Below are 18,256 nucleotides of genomic sequence, written 5' to 3' on the forward strand. Positions count from 1 at the left end.
GCATGCCGATCCTGGTGATCACGGGGACGGGCACGGAGGTCGGCAAGACCGTCACGACGGCCGCCGTCGCGGCCTCCGCGCTCGCGGCGGGCCGCACGGTGGCGGTCCTGAAGGCCGCGCAGACGGGTGTACGGCCCGACGAGCGCGGGGACGCCGAGGAGATCGCGCGCCTCGCGGGACCGGTCACGACCGCCGAGTGCGCCCGCTACCCCGAGCCGCTGGCCCCGGCCACGGCGGCCCGGCGGGCGGGACTGCCCCCGGTGCGGCCGTACGACGTGGTGGAGGCGGCGCAGAAGCTGGCCGCGGAGCACGACCTGGTACTGGTCGAGGGGGCGGGCGGGCTGCTCGTCCGCTTCGACGAGGCGGGCGGCACCCTGGCCGACGTGGCCCAGGCACTGCGGGCCCCGGTCCTGGTGGTGGCCTCGGCGGGCCTGGGCACCCTGAACACCACGGAACTGACGTCCCGCGAACTGCGCGCACGGGGCGTGGAACTGCTGGGCGTGGTGATCGGCGGCTGGCCCGCGACCCCGGACCTGGCGATGCGCTGCAACGTCACGGACCTGCCGGACGTGGCCGGGGCACCGTTGCTGGGCGCGCTGCCGATGGGCGTGGGCGCCCTTTCACCGACCGAGTTCCGCAGGGCGGCCCCGACCTGGCTGGCGTCGCGCTTGGACGGGACATGGGAGGCATCGACTTTTCGAGAAGGGGCACTGGCAGCGCCCCGATAGGGGCGCGGGGAACTGCGCGACCAGCCCCCACCCGCCCGCACGCTCATTCGACCTCCGAAAGCAGCCGGACCAGCTCGATCCGGGAGCGAATCCCCAGCCGCGTGAAAACCCCCCGCAGATGATGGTCGATGGTCCGGGGGCTGAGCGCGAGCCGCGAGGCGATCTCCCGGTTCGTGGCACCCTCCGCGGCCATCCGGGCGACCAGGAGCTGCTGAGCGGTCAGCCGTACGACGGGCGGCTCGGTGCCCTGAGGCGGGGTGGCGGGCGCGCCGAGGGCGCGCAGCTCCGCACGGGCCGCCTCCGCGCAGTGCGGCGCGCCGAAGGAGTCGAACGCCTCGCGCGCGCTGTGCAGCCGGTCGCGGGCCTCCGCGCGGCGCCGCAGCCGGCGCAGGGCGCTGCCGAACAGCAGTTCCGTGCGGGCCCGTTCGAAGGCACGAGTGCCCTCGGCATGCAGATCGAGGGCCGTGCGGTAGTGGTCGAGGGCTTCGGCGCCGGGGGTGAGCAGCGCCCGGCAGCGGGCGCTCAGCGCGAGGTCGTCGGGGCTGCGGACGGCGCGGGCCCAGCGGTCGTAGTCGGCGTGCGCGGCGCGCGCGATCCGGGTGTCGCCCGCGCGGGCGGCGGCCTCGACGTAGTGCGGGGTGGCCAGATGGCGGACGGCCCGGTGGCCGTGGCCCGGGCCGAAGGCGGCGAGGGCGCGCAGCCGGGCGGCGGCGGCGCCGTAGCGTCCGGAGCCGAGGTCGAGGAAGGCGAGCGCCCACTGGGCGAGGGCGGCGGGCAGGCCGAGACCGTGGGCGAGGGCGTAGGAGCGGGCCGCCGCGGCCCGCTCGCGGCACAGGTCGCCGTCGCCGGTGAGCGCGGCGAACATCGCGAGGGCGGCCTGGAGATGGCAGGCGCCGTTGTCCTGTCCGGTGGCGTACGACTGCCGTAGGGCGTCCAGCGCGGCGGCCTCGGCGGCGCGCGGGCGCCCGGTCCAGAAGTCGGCGTAGGCGCGGAACTCCATCGCCTGGGAGACGACCGCGGTCAGGCCCCGGGCGCGGGCCGCGGTGGCCGCGCGGACGGTGGCGGTGGCGGCGCGGGTGTGGTCGCCGAGCATCAGGGCGGCGATGCCGGCGTGCAGGAGCCGGCTAGGGTCGCCGCCCGGCCCGCACCGTCCTGCGGTCGCCTCCAGCAGGTCACGGGCGTCCTCGTACCGTCCGTCGGCCGCGGCGGCGAGGGCCGGGAGCACGCCCGGCGGCCGGACGCCGAGCCGCCGCGCGGCGACCACGGCCTCTGTACATCGGCGCAGGTCACCGGTGTAGATGGCGGCTTCGGTGGCGCGGGCGAGGAGCGGGACGGGTTCGGTGCCGAGGGCGGCCCCCGCGATCAGCGCGTCGAACGCCTCCCCCGCCTGGCCGGTGCGCAGCGCGAGGACGCCGGTGAGGGCGTCGGTGTGGGTGCGGGCCGCGAGGGTACGGGCGTGGTCGGCGTCCCCGGAGTGCCAGGCGTCGGCCGCCGCGCGGGCGAGGAGACGGGGCTGTTCACGGGGATCGGTGCCGAGCGCGGCGGCGCGTTCGGTGAGGGCGGCGGCGAGGGCGGGGTCGGCGGCCCGGCGGGCCCGGTCGGCGGCGGCCGTCAGCTCGGCCGCGAGCCGTCCGCTGGGGCCGAGCGCGGCCGCGCCCCGGTGCCAGGAGCGGCGGGGCAGTTCGGTGTCGTCGTGCAGGACGCGGGCGAGCAGCCGATGGGCCTCGCGGCGGTCGGCGGGGGTGGCCGTCTCATAGGCGGCGATCCGGGTCCAGGCGTCGCGGAAGCCGACCCCGCCCGCCGTGGCATGGGCGATCCCGGCGCTCTCGGCGGCCTCCAGCGGGCGGGTGTCGAGGCGGGCGGCGGCCACGGCGCGCAGGAAGGCGTGGGTGGCGACGGGGTACTGGTCGGCGGCGGCCAGGAGCAGCAGCAGCCGGGTGTCCTCGGGCAGGGCGCGGATCTCCCGGCGGTAGCCGTGCAGCAGGCCGGGGGCGAGGTCGGCGGGGTCGGTGGGCAGGGGGTCCAGGCCGGCCGCCTGACGGTCGGTGAGCCGCGCCGCGAGTTCGGCGGCGGCGCGCTGATCGCCGTACACCAGACGCAGCACGCGCACCCGGACGCCCTCGGGGAGGGACATCACAGGGCGCCGCCACGCGGCCGGGGCCGGGGGCGGCGGTGGCGAAGTGCCGTCGAGACGTGGGGGGTTTACAGGAGTCACCACCCGATTGACGTTACTGGCGGGTTACTTGAACAGTAAAGACCGGCGATTTCACCGATGCGGCGCGCGTAGACCCGACCGGACACTCCTGGCAACCCCACCCGTTTCAGGAGGCATCATGCAGCGCTCCAGGCGTCGCATCGCCACGGCCCTTACGGCCGTGGTCTCTTCGCTCCTTCTGTCACTCTCGCTCTCCGCCCCCTCCGCCCGGGCGGCGACCCACAACCCCATCGTCTTCGTGCACGGCATCAGCAGTTCGTCGAGCAGCTGGGACGACTGGGTCGCCGACTTCAAGGCCGACGGCTACACGTCCGCCGAGCTGGACGCGTGGACGTACAGCTGGTCCCAGTCGAACGCCACCACGGCCTCCCAGCTGGCCACCGAGATCAAGAACGTGCTGGCGAGAACCGGCGCGAGCAAGGTCGACGTGGTGGTCCACTCGATGGGCGCCCTCAGCTCCCGCTACTACCTCAAGAACCTCGGCGGCACGTCCTACGTGGACGACTTCGTCTCGGTCGCGGGCGTCAACCACGGTACGTCGGTGGCCTCCTGGTGCAGCTGGCTGTACACCTCGTGCGCCGAGATGGTCACCGGCAGCTCGTTCCTCACCGCGCTCAACTCCGGTGACGAGACGCCGGGCAGCGTGACCTACGGGACGTACTGGTCGAACTGCGACGCGGCCATCGACCCCGACTCCTCGGCGCTGCTGAGCGGGGCCACCAACGTCGGCGTCGGGTGCATCTCGCACAACGACATGAACAACGACTACGGCGTATACGAGCAGGTGCGCGACTTCATCCAGTGACCCCTGGGTGACCGGGCACGCCTGTGTGAAGGACAGCGGGGGTGCGACGGCTCCCCACGGGGGAGAATCCGGGTAGGCCCGTCCTGCCCGGGAGGTCGTCATGCCGATACGGTCCGCCGGCTCCGGCCGGGTGCCCGGTGACCCCGTCCACCACCCGCTGTTCGCCCGCTGCTACGCCGCGCTCGGTTCGGCTGCGGAGACCCGGGCCGGTCTCGCCGGTGTGCGGGGCCGGCTGCTCGCCGGGCTCTCCGGCCGGGTCATCGAGATCGGCGCGGGCAACGGACTGAACTTCGCGCACTATCCGGCGGCCGTCTCGGAGGTCGTCGCGATCGAACCGGAGCGCCGGATGCGGACCCTGGCGCTGGAGGCGGCGCTGCGCGCCGGGGTGCCGGTGGACGTCGTCCCCGGTGCGGCGGAGGCGCTGCCGGTCAAGAGCGAGGCGTTCGACGCGGCGGTGGTCTCGCTGGTGCTGTGCAGTGTGCGGGACGTGCCCCGTGCGCTGGCCGAGCTGCGGCGCGTGCTGCGGCCCGGCGGCGAACTGCGCTTCCTCGAACACGGCCCCGGCGGCGGCCGGGCGATGCGGGCCACCCAGCGCGCCCTGGACCGCACGGTCTGGCCCTCCCTCGCGGGCGGCTGCCATCTGACCCGGGACACGGTCGGCGCGCTGCGCGAGGCCGGGTTCGAACTCGGCCCGTACCGGCGGATGTTCCTGCCGGAGAAGGGGCCGAGGTTCCCCTTCTCCTACGCCGTGCTCGGCACGGCCCGCAGGCCCGCCTGAGCGGCGCTCACAGGCTCCACTCGCGCAGTTCCTGCGCGATGTCGGCGACCGACGCCTCACCGGTCTTGACCAGGCGGGCCAGATCCCGCACCTGTTCGGGCGAGGTGGCCACCTTCAGACCGCTGGCGACGAGATAGGCGTAGGCGACCGCACAGGCGAACAGCGCGTTGGAGCGCTCCAGCGCGGGGACGTGGATGAGGAGTTGGAGCAGCGCGGCCGCGCGGGCCGGCGGGTCGGTGTACACGGGGACGTCGAATATCTCGGCCTGATGGCGTGCCACGGCGGCGATCAGGGCGCCCCAGTCGGTGACCTGGGGGTCGCCCGGGGTCTGCTGCTCGGCGAGCATGAGGAGCCAGGCGAGATCGATACGGAGATCGCTCAAGGGATCAGCGGCGGCCTTCCGGCACGGTGCCCTCGCGGTCCGCGCCGAATTCCTCGGCGAAGACGTTCTCGTACTGCTTCATGAAGTCGGCGGCGGCCTCCACGAAGGTGTGGCCCACCTCGCCGGCGTCCTGTCTGACCAGCTCCTCGATATAGCGGTTGACGCTCATGCCGCGCGCCGTGGCGCGCTCGCGGGCGGCCTGGGCCGTGCCCTCGTCGACGCGTACGTTCAGCTGGGTCTTCGCCATGCTGTCGACGCTAGCGCGAGGGTGCTAGCGCGGCAAGGGCGCGCCGGAACCGAAAAGAGATACCGGCTGTGCGCCGGGTCACACTAGTCTCGGCACGACGACGCGAGCGAGGAGGCAGTCTTGTCCACAGCGGCCTTGTCCACCCCCGACGGGATCGCGGCCCGTGCCCACGGTCTGACCAAGGCGTACGGCTCCGGCGAGACGACGGTGCTGGCCCTGGACTCCGTGGACGTGAGCATCGGGCGGGGCCGCTTCACCGCGGTCATGGGGCCCTCGGGGTCCGGGAAGTCCACACTGATGCACTGTCTGGCCGGGCTCGACACCGTCTCGGCCGGTCAGGTCTGGCTCGGCGACACGGAGATCACGGGACTGAAGGATCGCGAGCTGACCCGGCTCCGGCGGGACCGGATCGGGTTCATGTTCCAGTCGTTCAACCTGATCCCGACGCTGAACGCGGCCGAGAACATCACGCTGCCCATGGACATCGCGGGCCACAAACCCGACGAGAAGTGGCTGGACCAGGTCGTCGACACGCTCGGGCTGCGGGAGCGCCTGAAGCACCGGCCGTCCCAGCTGTCCGGCGGTCAGCAGCAGCGGGTGGCCTGCGCCCGGGCGCTGGTCTCCCGGCCCGAGCTGATCTTCGCGGACGAACCGACCGGCAACCTGGACTCGCGGGCCGGTCTGGAGGTGCTCGCGTTCCTGCGCCAGGCGGTGGACGAACTCGGCCAGACGGTCGTCATGGTCACCCACGACCCGGGCGCCGCCGCCCACTCCGACCTGGTCCTCTTCCTGGCGGACGGCCGGATAGTGGACGAGATGGAGCGGCCTACGGCCGATGCGGTGCTCGAACGCATGAAACGGTTCGACGTCGGCCGCGCATCCGTCGCGGACGGCGCTCCAGAGGAGGACTGACCCGGTGCTGAAGGCGACCCTCAGGAGTTTCCTGGCGCACAAGGGACGGCTGCTGCTGTCGGCCCTCGCCGTCGTGCTGTCCGTAGCGTTCGTCTCGGGCAGTCTGATCTTCTCGGACACGGTGACCCGCACCTTCGACCGGCTGTTCGCCTCCACCGCGGCGGATGTGACCGTGGAGCCGAAGGACGACCTGAACTCCAATGTGCCGAGCGGCGCGGTGCAGACGGTTCCGGCCGCCCTCGCCGGACAGGTCGCGCGGGTCGACGGGGTCGCCTCCGCGCACGCGGACGTCAGCGTCGAGAACATCACCGTGGTCGACAGCGACCACAAGTCCGTCGGGCCCACCACCGGCGCCCCCACCATCGCCACCGACTGGTACGTCACCCACCGCAGCCCGGTGAAGCTGACCTCCGGCCACGCCCCGCGGGGCGCCGGCCAGGCCATGCTGGACGCCGACACCGCCGACAAGAAGCATGTGGAGATCGGCGACACGCTCACCGTGATGGCCCAGCCGGGTTCCTTCGACGTCGAGATCGTCGGCATCGCCACCTTCACCACCACCAATCCGGGCGCGGCCCTGGTCTTCCTGGACCCCGAGGTGGCCGCGACCGAGCTGCTGGGCTCGGCGGGCAAGGCCACCAGCATCTCGGTCGACGCGGCGCCGGGCGTCTCCGACGCCGTGCTCAAGGACCGGGTCTCGGCCGCGCTGGGCTCCGGGCCGTACGACGTGAGGACCGCCGACGAGCAGGCCGAGTCCTCGGCCGCGTCGCTGGGCGGCTTCCTCGACGTGATCAAGTACGTGATGCTCGGGTTCGCCGGCATCGCCGTCCTGGTCGGGGTGTTCCTGATCGTCAACACGTTCTCGATGCTGATCGCCCAGCGCACCCGTGAGCTGGGCCTGCTGCGCGCGCTCGGCGCCGACCGCCGTCAGGTACGCCGGTCGGTGCTGACCGAGGCGGTGCTGCTCGGGCTCGTGGGCTCCACCCTGGGTCTCGCGGCCGGTATCGGTCTGGCGGCCGGGCTGATCAAACTGATGAGCGCGTTCGGCATGAACCTCAAGACCACGGAGATGGTCGTCGGCTGGGGGACTCCGGTGGCGGCGTACGTCGTCGGCGTGGGCGTCACCTTCGTGGCCGCCTACCTCCCGGCCCGGCGCGCCGCCACCGTCTCGCCCATGGCTGCCCTCGCGGACGCGGACATCGCCGGGGTGGGCCGGCCGCTGAAGGTGCGCGCGATCGTCGGGGCGGTCGTCGGGGCGCTGGGCGCGGCCGCGCTGCTGGGCTGTGCGACCGCCTCGAAGACGGCGTCCGCGGCCTCCCTCCTGGGCCTCGGCGTGGTCCTGACGCTGATCGCCACCGTGATCGCGGGACCGCTGCTGGTCCGCCCGGTGATCCGGGTCCTCGGCGGCGCCTTCCCGGCCCTGTTCGGCCCGGTGGGGCGGATGAGCCAGCGCAACGCCCTGCGCAACCCGCGCCGCACGGGCGCCACCGCCGCCGCGCTGATGGTGGGCCTGGCACTGGTCGGCGGTATGTCGGTGGCGAGCGCCTCGATGTCGAAGTCCTTCGACGAGCAGATCGACAAGACGCTCGGCGCGGACTACGTGATCCAGAACGCCAACTTCACGCCCTTCCCCCAGGAGGTGACCGACGCGGTCCGCGCCACCGACGGCGTCGGCCTCGTCGTACGGCAGCGGTTCGCGCCCCTCGCCGTGCGGCTGCCGGACGGCAAGCGGGTCGAGACGACGGCCTCCGGGTACGACGACCGGCTCGACGACGTCGCCCATGTCACGTACGCCCAGGGCGACTCGGCGGCGGCGCTGGCGGACGGCGCGATCGGCATGGACGTGGATTTCGCGAAGGACCACGGGGTGAAGCTGGGCAGTGTGCTCCCGGTGGAGTTCCCCGGCGACCGCACGACCTCGCTGAAGGTGGGCGCGCTCACCGACCAGGACGCCTCCGAGGGGTTCGGCATGGAGGGCGGGCTGTTCCTCGGGATGGGGACCGTCGAGAAGTACGTGCCCGGCGGCCAGGACTCCGCGCTGTACGTGAACACGGCCCCCGGCACGAGCGCCGAGCAGCTGCGGCCCCGGCTGGAGAAGACGCTCGACGCGTATCCGCAGGTCCAGGTGCGCGACCAGGCCGACTACAAGAAGCTGGTCCACGACCAGATCTCCGTCCTGCTCTACCTCGTGTACGCCCTCCTCGGCCTCGCGATCGTCATCGCGGTGCTCGGCGTGGTCAACACCCTGGCGCTGTCGGTGGTGGAGCGGACCCGGGAGATCGGGCTGCTGCGCGCCATCGGCCTGGGCCGCCGTCAGCTCCGGCGGATGATCCGGCTGGAGTCGGTGGTGATCGCGGTCTTCGGCGCGGTCCTGGGCCTGGCGCTCGGCCTGATCTGGGGCGTCTGCATGCAGCAGGTCCTCGCCCTCCAGGGCATGAAGGCCCTCGCCGTCCCGTGGGGCACGATCGTCGCGGTCGTCATCGGCTCGGCGGTGGTCGGGGTCGTCGCCGCCCTGCTGCCCGCCCTCCGGGCCTCCCGGATGAACGTCCTGGCGGCCATCGCCCACGAATGAGGGCCCCGCTGACGTAACCGTTTACCGATCACCGGACACGGGCCCGACCACGAGGAAAGCGGGCCCAACCAGCACGAATCGCCTCCCTTGCACTCACCTCGCCCCTTTCCTGTGAGTCGGATCCCGCCCCTGCACGACCGTTGACCGACCGAGCCGCAGCTCATTAGCGTGGAAAACGCTTACTGAGCCGTCGGTCGAGAGGAACGTCCTGTCGTGTCCGCATTCCTTCCGCGCAGATCTCTCCTGAAGTTGGCCGCCGGGACCGCGACCGCGGGCCGGCTCTGGCAGGGCGGCACCGCCGTCGCCGCGGAATCCGTCGAGGCGCGGTCCGGGTTCCGCCGCCCCCTGGACACCCTCGTCCTGGGGGACAGCGCGTCGGAGTCCGCACACGGCCTGTCCGCCGCCCGTTCCGATGTCGTCACCGGCGGCCTCGGCCAGGCGGCCCGCGTGCTCGGCGCCCCGGAGACCGCCGGCTTCTGGGGCGGCACCCTGGCCGCGACCATGGCCTGCAGACCCCAAGGCGTCACCTACGTCACGATCAAACTGTGGGGCTCGGAGAGCGGCGCGGAACTCGGCCGGCTCCAGCTCTTCGCCGAGGGCGAGCAGGTCGGCCACTACCACCTCGGCGCGGTGGACCCCCTGGACATCGCGAGCGACGACCCCCGCTCGCCGGAACGATTCTTCTTCCACACCCTGCCCCTCCCGGCCGGCCTCACCGCCGGCCGGACCTCGGTGCACCTGGAAGTACGGTCCATGGGCCGGATCGCCGGGTACGCGGCCACGGCCGACGCCTACTACAAGGCCATGGAAGGCCCGAGCCGCACCATCTACCGCCTCTACACCCACGACGAGCCCTACTTCGACACCACCGACGACGACATCACCGGCGCCCTGCCGGCGCCCGTCGTGCGCACCTCCCCGGGAAGCGAGATCGTCGACACGATCGACGCCCGGGTCCGCGCCCAGGCCGCGAACGAAGCGGCCCGCACCACCGCCCAGACCGAGCTGTGGTACCTGGACTTCCTCGCCCGCGCGTACGCCATGCCGTCGACCGCCGCGTACCGGAACATCGCCGTCCCCCCGCAGATCGCCCGCAGCCTGGACGCCGTCCACGCCAAGTACGTCGCCGACCCCGCCGTGATGACCGGCTCCAGCCAGCAGTGGATGGGGCTGGGCCGCGCCGGTCTCGTCATGCTCGCCCTCGCCGACGACCTCGAGCCGCTGCTCGACGAGCCGGTGCTCGGGACGCCGTACGGTCTGAGCAATCCGGGATTCGAGTTCGGCACGACGGGCTGGAGGTCCAGCATCTGGTCCGGCAGCGGCACCGCCTCCCGCGACACCACCGTGTACCGCACCGGCCACGCCTCGGCGAAGGTGACGATCCCCGCCTCCGGCACGGTCGGCTACACCACCTCGGCCAGACTCCCGGTGGACCAGGGCGACTACACCTACGGGGTCTGGATCAGGACGGACGGCGTCGGCAGCGGCGGCGCCTACCTGGACATCCTCTTCTACGACGCGAGCGGCGCCCTGGTGGGCACGGACCACAAGTTCCCCGCCTCGCCCGGCACCCACGACTGGGAGCAGGTGACGGCCTCGCTCACCACCCCGGGCAACGCCACCCACGTCACCATCGGCATCCGGCTGTCGGGCGCCGGGACCGCCTGGTTCGACGACCTGACGATGACCGAGCCGGCCGGCTCGTCGTACACGCCGGTGCCGCGCCGGGCCGCCTGGGCGCGGATGCTGCTGGACAGCCGCGAGTACTGGCGGCAGAACATCCCGCAGTACACCAACCAGGCGATCATCTGCGCCCTCGGCCTCTATCTCGCCGACCGCGGTCTGACCTGGCTGGGCTCGGACCGGGCCTGGGGCGAGGAGAAGGCCCGGGGCTACCTCCACCAGTCCGTCGGCCTGGTCCCCTGGCTGGGCCCGGAGACCGAGGACGGCACCCCGACCAGGCCGCTGGGCGGCTCGTACTACCAGGTCACGAAGAAGGGCATCTCCAAGGAGCTGGGCTACGCGGGCAGTTACGGCGAGCTCCAGGAGTGGCTGTCGTTCGTGTACGACGCGGTGACGGTCGTCGGCGGCGTCGAGGACGACCTCCTGCGCGACCACCTCGTCAAGATGGCCAAGGCCCGTGCCGTCTTCCGCCACCCCTCCCTGGACCGCGACGGCTGTACGACGATGCGGCTGGAGACCCTCGTCGGCTGGCGCGACACCGAGTACCCGGGCAAGGTCGCCTACGACCAGGACGCCAAGTGGGACGGCCACGCCCTGAAGACGGCCGCGCAGCTCAAGGACCCGGACCTCGTCGCGTACGCCCGCCAGTCCCTCGCCGACGGCCAGGCCTTCCAGTCCCTGAAGGACTCGCACGAGGCGACGGTCTCCGCCCGGACCCACCTCAACCTGCTCAGCACCGCGGGCGACTACGCGTACGTCAGCCGGGCCGCCGGCAGCGGCGCGAAGCTCCCCATGACGCCCGGGGAGCCCGACTTCGTCTTCACCGACGAGGAGAACGGGCTGGTCGCCGTCAGACACGACGACGAGATCCTGTTCGCCTCCCTGTACTGGCGGGCCCGCTGGGGCGTCAACGGGCTCGCCCGCGTCCACCACATCACCGCCGCGGGCGTGGAGCGCTCCGCCACCGTCCGGCAGCACGTGAGATACCTCGCGGACGGCCGGACCTTCACCGAGCCCGACTGGGTCAACTGGGAGTTCACGGTCAACGACCTCGCCGTCCCCGACGGCGGTTTCGCCCCGCCCGGCGACCCCCTCCGTCAGGCGTACGCGGGGCAGGTGCTGCCGCTGGCCAAGGCCCCGGACGACGTACCAGAGCGCGCCCCCGGCGTCGAGAGCCCGTACGCCGGGCGCGCCTCCTTCTACCGGTGCGTGTACGGCCCGTATCTGATTGCCATGAACACCACCGAGGACCGCGGTCACACCTTCACCACCAAGGGCTTCGGCGCCGCCACGAACCTGGTGACGGGCGCGCGGGTGGGCGGGAACGCCGAGCTGTGCGTGAAGCCGGGCAGCACGGTGGTGCTGCGCAGGCGCTGAGCGTGCTCAGTCCCGTGCGGGCGGCGGCTCCAGGACGATCAGGGCCGCCGATCCCTCCGCCGGGAGAAGCGCCCGCAGGGTACGGGCGTTCGGGTCCCAGTCGAGCGCCGTCCCTTCGCCCGGCTTCCCCCGCGCCTCGAACAGCACCCTGGGCCGGTCGCCGGGCCCGGTCCAGGGCAGCGGGACCGTCACCGCGGCGGGCGCCCCGGTCCGGCGCCACAGGGCCAGGAGGGTCGTACCGTCCTCGGCCGCCAGGGCGAGGGCCGGCGTGCCGTCGCGCCAGCCGGGCAGGCCCAGCGGCCAGTGCGGGCGCGCGGTCGGCAGCAGATGCCGGTACCCCTTGTACGTCTGCATGGCTTCCCGCACGCGCGCGTGCTGCTCGTCGCTCAGCAGGTCGGGCCGGCCGCTGAGGTGGACGCGGCCGAGCAGCGCCGACACCAGCACGGTGGAGAGGTCGGCGGCGGTGTGCTCGGGCTGCGGGTACGCCCAGATCGCGCCCTGCTCCGGGGTGACGGCCGTGGGCGCGGCGGCGGCGATGGCGGGCAGCAGCCGGAAGTCCTGCTGGTCGGTGACGGAGTGGATGGACAGCCGGGAGAGGATCGCGTGGTCCGTCCGGCTGCCGCCGGCCGCACAGCTCTCCAGGGTCAGCCCGGGATGGCGGTCGAGGACACCGTCGAGCCAGTCCAGGTAGGCGCGGTTGTGGCCGAGCAGCCCGTCGCCGGGGCCGTCGGCAGCGTGGCCATCGGTGACCGTGGCGCCGGTGGCCGGGAGGCCCGTGGCCGGGAGGCCCGTGGCCGGGAGGCCCGTGGCCGGGAGGCCCGTGGCCGGGAGGCCCGTGGCCGGGAGGCCCGTGGCCGGGAGGCCCGTGGCCGGGAGGCCCGTGGCCGGGAGGCCCGTGGCCGGGAGGCCCGTGGCCGGGAGGCCCGTGGCCGGGAGGCCCGTGGCCGGGAGGCCCGTGGCCGGGAGGCCCGTGGCCGGGAGGCCCGTGGCCGGGAGGCCCGTGGCCGGGAGGCCCGTGGCCGGGAGGCCCGTGGCCGGGAGGCCGTCCGTGCCCGCGCCGATGTCGATGTTGTAGTCGAGTTTGAGGTAGCCCACCCCGTAGTCGCGCACCAGCCGGTCCACCACCGTGTCGAGGTGGGCGCGGGCGGCCGGGTGCCGCAGGTCCAGCTGGTGACGGCCCCATTCCACGACCCGGACCCCGTTCCGGCGGAAGAACGCCTCGTCGGGCAGCGCGGCCGCGACGGGGCTGCGCACGCCGACCACCTCCGGCTCCAGCCACAGGCCCGGCACCATGCCCGTCTCCCGGATCCGGTCCATCACCTCGCCGAGACCGCCGGGGAAGCGGGTCGCGGACTCCCGCCACTCCCCCACGGCGTCCCACCAGCCGGGCACCCCGCCCGGACCGGCGGTGCCGGGCGGCTCGGGGTCGAACCAGCCGGCGTCGACGCAGAAGACCTCGGCACCCGCCCGCGCCGCCGCGTCCACCAGCGGGAGCAGCGCTTGGGTGCTGGGCTCCCCCATCAGGCTGTTCATGAAGTCGTTGAAGACCACCGGCAGCCCGTCCAGGTCGGGGTGCGGTCGGCGGGTGGCCCGGCGGTGGCCGGTCAGCGCGGCGACCGCGGCCGGGAAGCCGCCCGAGGGGACGAGGGCCACCGCGACGGGGACGCTGCGGAAGGTTTCCCGGGGAGCCAGTCGGCGGCGCCACTGGTGTTCGCGGTCCGTCGGTCCGGACAGCGTCAGGTACAGGTCGTCGAAGCGGTCGGCGAGTTCGGCGTGCCAGGAGCCGTTGTGCTCGATCTGCCAGGCCAGCGCACGGCCGGTGTCCGGCTCCTCCAGGCAGCCCATCGGCAGGTGTTCGGAGGAGGACCAGGAGCCGGTGCTCGTCACGGCGATCCGGTTCTTCGAGCCGGTCTGGCCGTACGCCACCATGCCCACGTCGATCAGGCCGCGCTCGGCGAGCGTCGCCCGTGACCAGCGGAACTCGCCGCTCCAGGGGTTGGCGGCGAGCCACAGCGCGAGCCCGTCCTCCCAGCGCCGGCCGGGCGGCAGGGTGCGGGCCAGGTTGGACAGCGCGAACGAGGACACGTATTCGAGGGTCACCGGGGTGTCGCCCGTGTTCTCCACCCGTGCCTCGGCGTGCAGCACCGGTATCCCTTCGCGCAGCCGGTACTCGGCGGTGACCCGCAGCCCGGTCGTGTCGTCGGCCATCCGGACCCGCAGGGTGCGCAGACCCGAGGCCTCCTCCCCCTCGTGACCGGTTTCGTGACTGGTTTCGTGACTGGTTTCGTGACCGGTGCAGCGCAGGGCGCGGGAGAGCGCGCCGTCGACATGCCGCTTGCCGGAGGTGCCGAGGCGTCCGCCGTCCGTGGTCTGCACCTCGACCAGCGGCAGGGCGCGGCGGGCGAGGGCGGCGCATCGCTCGGGCTCGCGGTCCGGGTCGGGGAGGGAGGCCGCCTCACCGGCGGCCAGCAGCCGCGCGGGGCCGGCCGGATCCAGGGCGAGGAGCAGGGAGAGCTCGGCGGTCCCCCAGCGCAGATGGGTGATGGTCATGAGGGCGGCTCCGGTCCCAGAAAACGTTTACCATCCGCACGGTACCCACCGGCTCGCGCCCCTCTCAAGTGACCGTCCGGATCGTGGAATTCGCCGCCCGGCCCGCGCGCCCGTGATGGGATCGCCGCATGTCTGATCTGCGCATACGGGCCGCGACGCCCGACGACCTGGACACCGTTCTCGCCTTCTGGAGGACCGCCGCCGAGGGGACGAGCATCAGCGACGACCGCGCCGGCGTGGAGCGGCTGGTCACCCGGGACCCCGAGGCGCTGCTGCTGGCCGAGCGGGGCGGCGAACTGGTGGGCACGGTGATCGCCGGGTTCGACGGGTGGCGGTGCCATCTGTACCGGCTGGCGGTGCATCCGGAGCGGCGCCGTCAGGGCATCGGCTCGGCGCTGCTGGCCGCCGCCGAGGAGCGGTTCGTACGGCTCGGCGGGCGGCGCGGGGACGCGATGGTGCTCAACCGGAACGAGACGGCGCACCATGCGTGGCGCGCGGCGGGGTACACGCCGGAGGAGACGTGGCGGCGCTGGGTGAAGCCGTTGCAGGCACCCGGGGCCGGGGAACTTTGCTGATCCTTTACCATTGGGGGACCGTGCGACAGCGTGCGGTCCCCTGTGACCCCTCTGCGACTCCTCGAAAGGTGTGAGCGTCCGCCCATGGGCGAGCCTCCCAGTAGCCGTGCGCGACATCGCGCGATCCTCCCTGCCCTGCCGGACCATGGGACGGAGGTGAACCGATGACGGAAGTGCTCCTGCTGCTGGTCGCGATCCTGCTGTCCCTCGCGTGCGGCGCCTTCGTGGCCGCCGAGTTCTCGCTGACCACGGTCGAGCGCAGCGAGCTGGAACGGGCGGCGGAGCGCGGTGAGCGCGGCGCCTCCGGCGCGCTCAAGGCCGTACGGAACCTCACCTTCCAGCTCTCCGGCGCCCAGCTCGGCATCACCGTGACCAACCTGGTCGTCGGCATGCTCGCCGAGCCGTCGGTCGCCGCCCTGATCGCGGGACCGCTGGAGTCGGCGGGCCTGTCGGGCTCGACGGCGAGTTCGGTGGCGCTGGTGCTGGGCACGGCGCTCTCGACGGTCTTCCTGATGGTCGTCGGCGAGCTGGTGCCGAAGAACTGGGCGATCTCCTCGCCGCTGCCCGTGGCCAAGACCGTGGGCAACGGGCAGCGCTGGTTCAGCTCCGCCTTCCGGCCCTTCATCACCCATCTCAACAACACCGCCAACCACGTCGTGCGCCGCTTCGGCGTGGAGCCGACCGAGGAGCTCGCCGCCGCGCGGGGCCCCCAGGAGCTGGCGGCCCTGGCCCGGCACTCGGCCCGCGAGGGCGCGCTGGAGGCGGACACCGCCGAGCTGTTCGTGCGCACCCTGAACCTGGCCGACCTGACCGCGGAGAACGTGATGACCCCGCGCGTCCAGGTCATCTCCCTGGACGCCCTGGCGACCTGCGAGGACGTGGCGAACGCGACCCGGGCGACGGGCCTGTCCCGCTTCCCCGTCCACCGCGGCGGCCTGGACGCGGTCGTCGGCACCGTGCACATCAAGGACGCCCTGGCGATCCCCGCCGAGCGGCGGCTGCACGTCCCCGTCTCGGAGATCATGCGCGAGCCGCTGCTGGTCCCGGAGTCGCTGACCGTGGACCGGCTGCTGGACCGGCTGTCCGGCAAGCGGACGATGGCCGTGATCATCGACGAGTACGGCGGCACGGCGGGCGTGGCGACCCTGGAGGACATCGTCGAGGAGGTCGTCGGCGAGGTCCGCGACGAGCACGACCCGCACGAGACGCCCGACCTGGCCCCCGCGGGCACCGACGACGACGGCCGCGCGCTGTACTCGGCCGACGGCGCCGCGCGGATGGACCAGCTCGCGCGCGTGGGCCTGCAGGTGCCCGAGGGGCCGTACGAGACGCTCGCCGGCCTCGTCGCCACCGAGCTGGGCCGGATACCGGCCGTCGGTGACGGCGTCGAGGTCGCCGGCTGGCGCATGGACGTGGTCGACGCGTCCGGCCGCCGCGCCGCACGCGTGCTGCTGCACGCCCCGCTCGCCGAGGACCACGTGGAAGGGGCGGACCAGTGACCGCCGTACAGCTGCTGATCGCCCTGGCGACCCTCGTCGTCAACGCCTTCTTCGTCGGCGCGGAGTTCGCGCTGATCTCCGTCCGCCGCGCGCAGATCGAGCCGTACGCCGAGCAGGGCGACCGGCGCGCCAAGAGCGTGCTGTGGGGCCTGCAGCACGTGTCCGCGCTGATGGCGGCGGCACAGCTCGGCATCACCCTGTGCACGCTGATCCTCGGTGTGGTCGCCGAACCGGCGATCGCGCATCTGCTGGAACCGGTGTTCCACGCGATCGGTGTGCCCGAGGGCGCGGGGCACGCCGTGTCCTTCGTGATCGCGCTGGTGGTGGCCACGTATCTGCACATGCTGCTCGGCGAGATGGTGCCGAAGAACATCGCGCTCGCGGAGCCGGTGCGCAGCGCGCTGGTGCTCGGTCCGCCGCTGGTCACGCTGTCACGGGCGCTGCGGCCGGTGATCTTCGCGATCAACGCGTTCGCCAACGCCCTGCTGAAGCTGCTGCGGATCGAGACCAAGGACGAGGTCGCGGCGGCCTTCTCGGACGCCCAGCTCGCCCAGATCGTCAAGGACGCGGGCGCGGCGGGGCTCATCGACGGCCGTGCCCAGGAGCGTCTGCACGACGCCCTGGAGCTGGGCCGCCGTCCGGTGCGGGATGTCGTCATGCCGCTGGAGCGGGTCGTCCACGCGCGCGTGGGCGTCACGCCGGAGGAGCTGGAGGGACTGGCCGCCGAGTCGGGGTTCTCCCGGTTCCCGGTGGTGGACGAGGGGCGCCGGATCATCGGCTATCTGCATGTGAAGGACGCGCTGGACGCCTCGCCCCGGGACGAGCCGTTCCGGCTGCGGGACATGCGGCCCATCGCACGCGTGCGGGAGGCGACCCCCCTGGACGACGTGCTCACCGCGATGCGGGGCAGCCGGACGCATCTGGCGGCCGTGCTCGGCGCGGACGGACGGCTGGCCGGGCTGGTGACGATGGAGGACGTGCTGCGCGAGCTGTTCGGACAGCCGGCGTGAGCCGGGGGCGCCCGGGGCCGCGAACCGGACCGGGGTGACCGACCGCCGGGTATGGGACTGGGGCTACCATCTATGTCGCCATGCAGACGAACCCCACACACACCAGCCTGGTCGCGGTCGGCGACTCCTTCACCGAGGGCATGTCTGACCTGCTGCCCGACGGCTCCTACCGGGGCTGGGCCGACGTCCTGGCGGGCCGGATGGCGGCCCGCACACCCGGCTTCCGGTACGCCAATCTGGCGGTGCGCGGCAAGCTGATCCGGCAGATCGTCGAGGAGCAGGTGGACGTGGCGGCCGCGATGGACGCCGATGTGATCACCCTGGTCGGCGGTCTCAACGACACCCTGCGCCCCAAGTGCGACATGGGCATGGTCAAGGGGCTGCTCACGGAGGCGGTGGAGCGGCTCGCCCCGGCCTGCAAGCAGCTGGTGCTGATGCGCAGCCCGGGGCGCCAGGGTCCCGTCCTGGAGCGGTTCCGGCCCCGCATGGAGGAGCTGTTCGTCTGTGTCGACGAGCTCGCCGAGCGGCACGGCGCGCTGGTCGTCGACCTGTACGGCGCCCCCTCGCTCTCCGATCCCCGGTTGTGGGACGTCGACCGGCTGCACCTGACGCCCGAGGGACACCGCCGGGTCGCCGAGGCGGTCTGGCAGACCCTCGGCTACACCCCCGAGGACACCGAGTGGCGCACACCGGTGCCGGCGACCGTGCCGCCCGGCTGGGCCGCCCGCCGGGCCGCCGACGCCCGTTTCGCCAAGCAGCACCTGATCCCCTGGATCGGCCGCCGCCTGACCGGCCGCTCCTCCGGCGACGGCCGCCCGGCGAAGCGCCCCGAGCTGCTGCCGTACGAGGGTCCCGCGTAGGAAAGCCCCGGACGCGACCCGGTCCGCGCTCGCCGACACCCCCGGGTGACGCCCGTCTCGTAG

The 18,256-nt window shown here is 73.4% G+C and carries 14 protein-coding genes; 10 read left to right on the forward strand and 4 right to left on the reverse strand.

The window, feature by feature from the left end:
- Positions 1-2: 2 nt before the first annotated feature.
- Positions 3-728 (forward strand): dethiobiotin synthase, encoded by a 726-nt coding sequence (gene bioD, locus ACYQ8Q_RS07900; RefSeq protein ID WP_460073212.1) that lies wholly within the window; start codon positions 3-5, stop codon positions 726-728.
- Between the two features lie 43 nt (positions 729-771).
- Here bioD and ACYQ8Q_RS07905 read toward each other — a convergent pair whose 3' ends face one another.
- Positions 772-2,862, reverse strand: a complete 2,091-nt coding sequence (locus ACYQ8Q_RS07905; protein WP_460063051.1) for a helix-turn-helix transcriptional regulator — start codon at positions 2,860-2,862, stop codon at positions 772-774.
- Between the two features lie 199 nt (positions 2,863-3,061).
- Between ACYQ8Q_RS07905 and ACYQ8Q_RS07910 the strand changes: the two genes are divergently transcribed.
- Both ACYQ8Q_RS07910 and ACYQ8Q_RS07915 read left to right on the forward strand, forming a co-directional pair.
- Positions 3,062-3,748: an esterase/lipase family protein gene (locus tag ACYQ8Q_RS07910; RefSeq protein ID WP_460063053.1), complete on the forward strand. Its 687-nt coding sequence runs from the start codon at positions 3,062-3,064 to the stop codon at positions 3,746-3,748.
- A gap of 100 nt (positions 3,749-3,848) precedes the next feature.
- On the forward strand, positions 3,849-4,526 hold the full coding sequence (locus ACYQ8Q_RS07915; protein ID WP_460063054.1) for a class I SAM-dependent methyltransferase: 678 nt from the start codon (positions 3,849-3,851) through the stop codon (positions 4,524-4,526).
- Positions 4,527-4,533: 7 nt separating this feature from the next.
- Here the strand turns inward: ACYQ8Q_RS07915 and ACYQ8Q_RS07920 are convergent, their stop codons facing one another.
- A complete protein-coding gene (locus tag ACYQ8Q_RS07920; RefSeq protein WP_460063055.1) occupies positions 4,534-4,908 on the reverse strand; it encodes a fic family toxin-antitoxin system, toxin component in 375 nt (124 codons plus the stop codon).
- A 4-nt stretch (positions 4,909-4,912) separates the two neighbouring features.
- Positions 4,913-5,155: a toxin-antitoxin system, antitoxin component gene (locus tag ACYQ8Q_RS07925; RefSeq protein WP_067256046.1), complete on the reverse strand. Its 243-nt coding sequence runs from the start codon at positions 5,153-5,155 to the stop codon at positions 4,913-4,915.
- Between the two features lie 120 nt (positions 5,156-5,275).
- On the opposite strand from ACYQ8Q_RS07925, the gene ACYQ8Q_RS07930 reads away from it, so the two are divergent.
- From ACYQ8Q_RS07930 to ACYQ8Q_RS07940, 3 genes are all read left to right on the forward strand, one after another.
- A complete protein-coding gene (locus tag ACYQ8Q_RS07930) occupies positions 5,276-6,067 on the forward strand; it encodes an ABC transporter ATP-binding protein (RefSeq protein WP_460063058.1) in 792 nt (263 codons plus the stop codon).
- A 4-nt stretch (positions 6,068-6,071) separates the two neighbouring features.
- Complete coding sequence (locus tag ACYQ8Q_RS07935) at positions 6,072-8,639, forward strand: ABC transporter permease (RefSeq protein WP_460063059.1); 2,568 nt, start codon at positions 6,072-6,074, stop codon at positions 8,637-8,639.
- A gap of 213 nt (positions 8,640-8,852) precedes the next feature.
- On the forward strand, positions 8,853-11,699 hold the full coding sequence (locus tag ACYQ8Q_RS07940) for a carbohydrate binding domain-containing protein (protein WP_460063062.1): 2,847 nt from the start codon (positions 8,853-8,855) through the stop codon (positions 11,697-11,699).
- A gap of 6 nt (positions 11,700-11,705) precedes the next feature.
- Here the strand turns inward: ACYQ8Q_RS07940 and ACYQ8Q_RS07945 are convergent, their stop codons facing one another.
- Complete coding sequence (locus tag ACYQ8Q_RS07945; protein WP_460063063.1) at positions 11,706-14,249, reverse strand: glycoside hydrolase family 36 protein; 2,544 nt, start codon at positions 14,247-14,249, stop codon at positions 11,706-11,708.
- A 128-nt stretch (positions 14,250-14,377) separates the two neighbouring features.
- Between ACYQ8Q_RS07945 and ACYQ8Q_RS07950 the strand changes: the two genes are divergently transcribed.
- The 4 genes from ACYQ8Q_RS07950 (at position 14,378) to ACYQ8Q_RS07965 (ending at position 18,193) form a co-directional block, all read left to right on the forward strand.
- Entirely contained in the window at positions 14,378-14,824 is a 447-nt protein-coding gene (locus tag ACYQ8Q_RS07950) for a GNAT family N-acetyltransferase (protein WP_460063065.1), read from the forward strand.
- A 164-nt stretch (positions 14,825-14,988) separates the two neighbouring features.
- Positions 14,989-16,323, forward strand: a complete 1,335-nt coding sequence (locus tag ACYQ8Q_RS07955; protein WP_460063066.1) for a hemolysin family protein — start codon at positions 14,989-14,991, stop codon at positions 16,321-16,323.
- Complete coding sequence (locus ACYQ8Q_RS07960) at positions 16,320-17,333, forward strand: hemolysin family protein (protein WP_460063067.1); 1,014 nt, start codon at positions 16,320-16,322, stop codon at positions 17,331-17,333. Before ACYQ8Q_RS07955 ends, ACYQ8Q_RS07960 begins: the two co-directional genes overlap by 4 nt.
- Before the next feature lie 80 nt (positions 17,334-17,413).
- Positions 17,414-18,193, forward strand: coding sequence for an SGNH/GDSL hydrolase family protein (locus ACYQ8Q_RS07965; protein ID WP_460063070.1), 780 nt, complete (start codon positions 17,414-17,416; stop codon positions 18,191-18,193).
- Positions 18,194-18,256: the final 63 nt, after the last annotated feature.

The sequence above is a fragment of the Streptomyces sp. YKOK-I1 genome (assembly GCF_054660435.1).

Excerpts from the sequence above, each read along its gene's own strand:
- bioD (WP_460073212.1), top strand. The coding sequence starts at position 3 with ATGCCGATCCTGGTGATCACGGGGACGGGCACGGAGGTCGGCAAGACC.
- ACYQ8Q_RS07905 (WP_460063051.1), bottom strand. The coding sequence starts at position 2,862 with ATGTCCCTCCCCGAGGGCGTCCGGGTGCGCGTGCTGCGTCTGGTGTAC.
- ACYQ8Q_RS07910 (WP_460063053.1), top strand. The coding sequence starts at position 3,062 with ATGCAGCGCTCCAGGCGTCGCATCGCCACGGCCCTTACGGCCGTGGTC.
- ACYQ8Q_RS07915 (WP_460063054.1), top strand. The coding sequence starts at position 3,849 with ATGCCGATACGGTCCGCCGGCTCCGGCCGGGTGCCCGGTGACCCCGTC.
- ACYQ8Q_RS07925 (WP_067256046.1), bottom strand. The coding sequence starts at position 5,155 with ATGGCGAAGACCCAGCTGAACGTACGCGTCGACGAGGGCACGGCCCAG.
- ACYQ8Q_RS07945 (WP_460063063.1), bottom strand. The coding sequence starts at position 14,249 with ATGACCATCACCCATCTGCGCTGGGGGACCGCCGAGCTCTCCCTGCTC.
- ACYQ8Q_RS07950 (WP_460063065.1), top strand. The coding sequence starts at position 14,378 with ATGTCTGATCTGCGCATACGGGCCGCGACGCCCGACGACCTGGACACC.
- ACYQ8Q_RS07955 (WP_460063066.1), top strand. The coding sequence starts at position 14,989 with ATGACGGAAGTGCTCCTGCTGCTGGTCGCGATCCTGCTGTCCCTCGCG.
- ACYQ8Q_RS07965 (WP_460063070.1), top strand. The coding sequence starts at position 17,414 with ATGCAGACGAACCCCACACACACCAGCCTGGTCGCGGTCGGCGACTCC.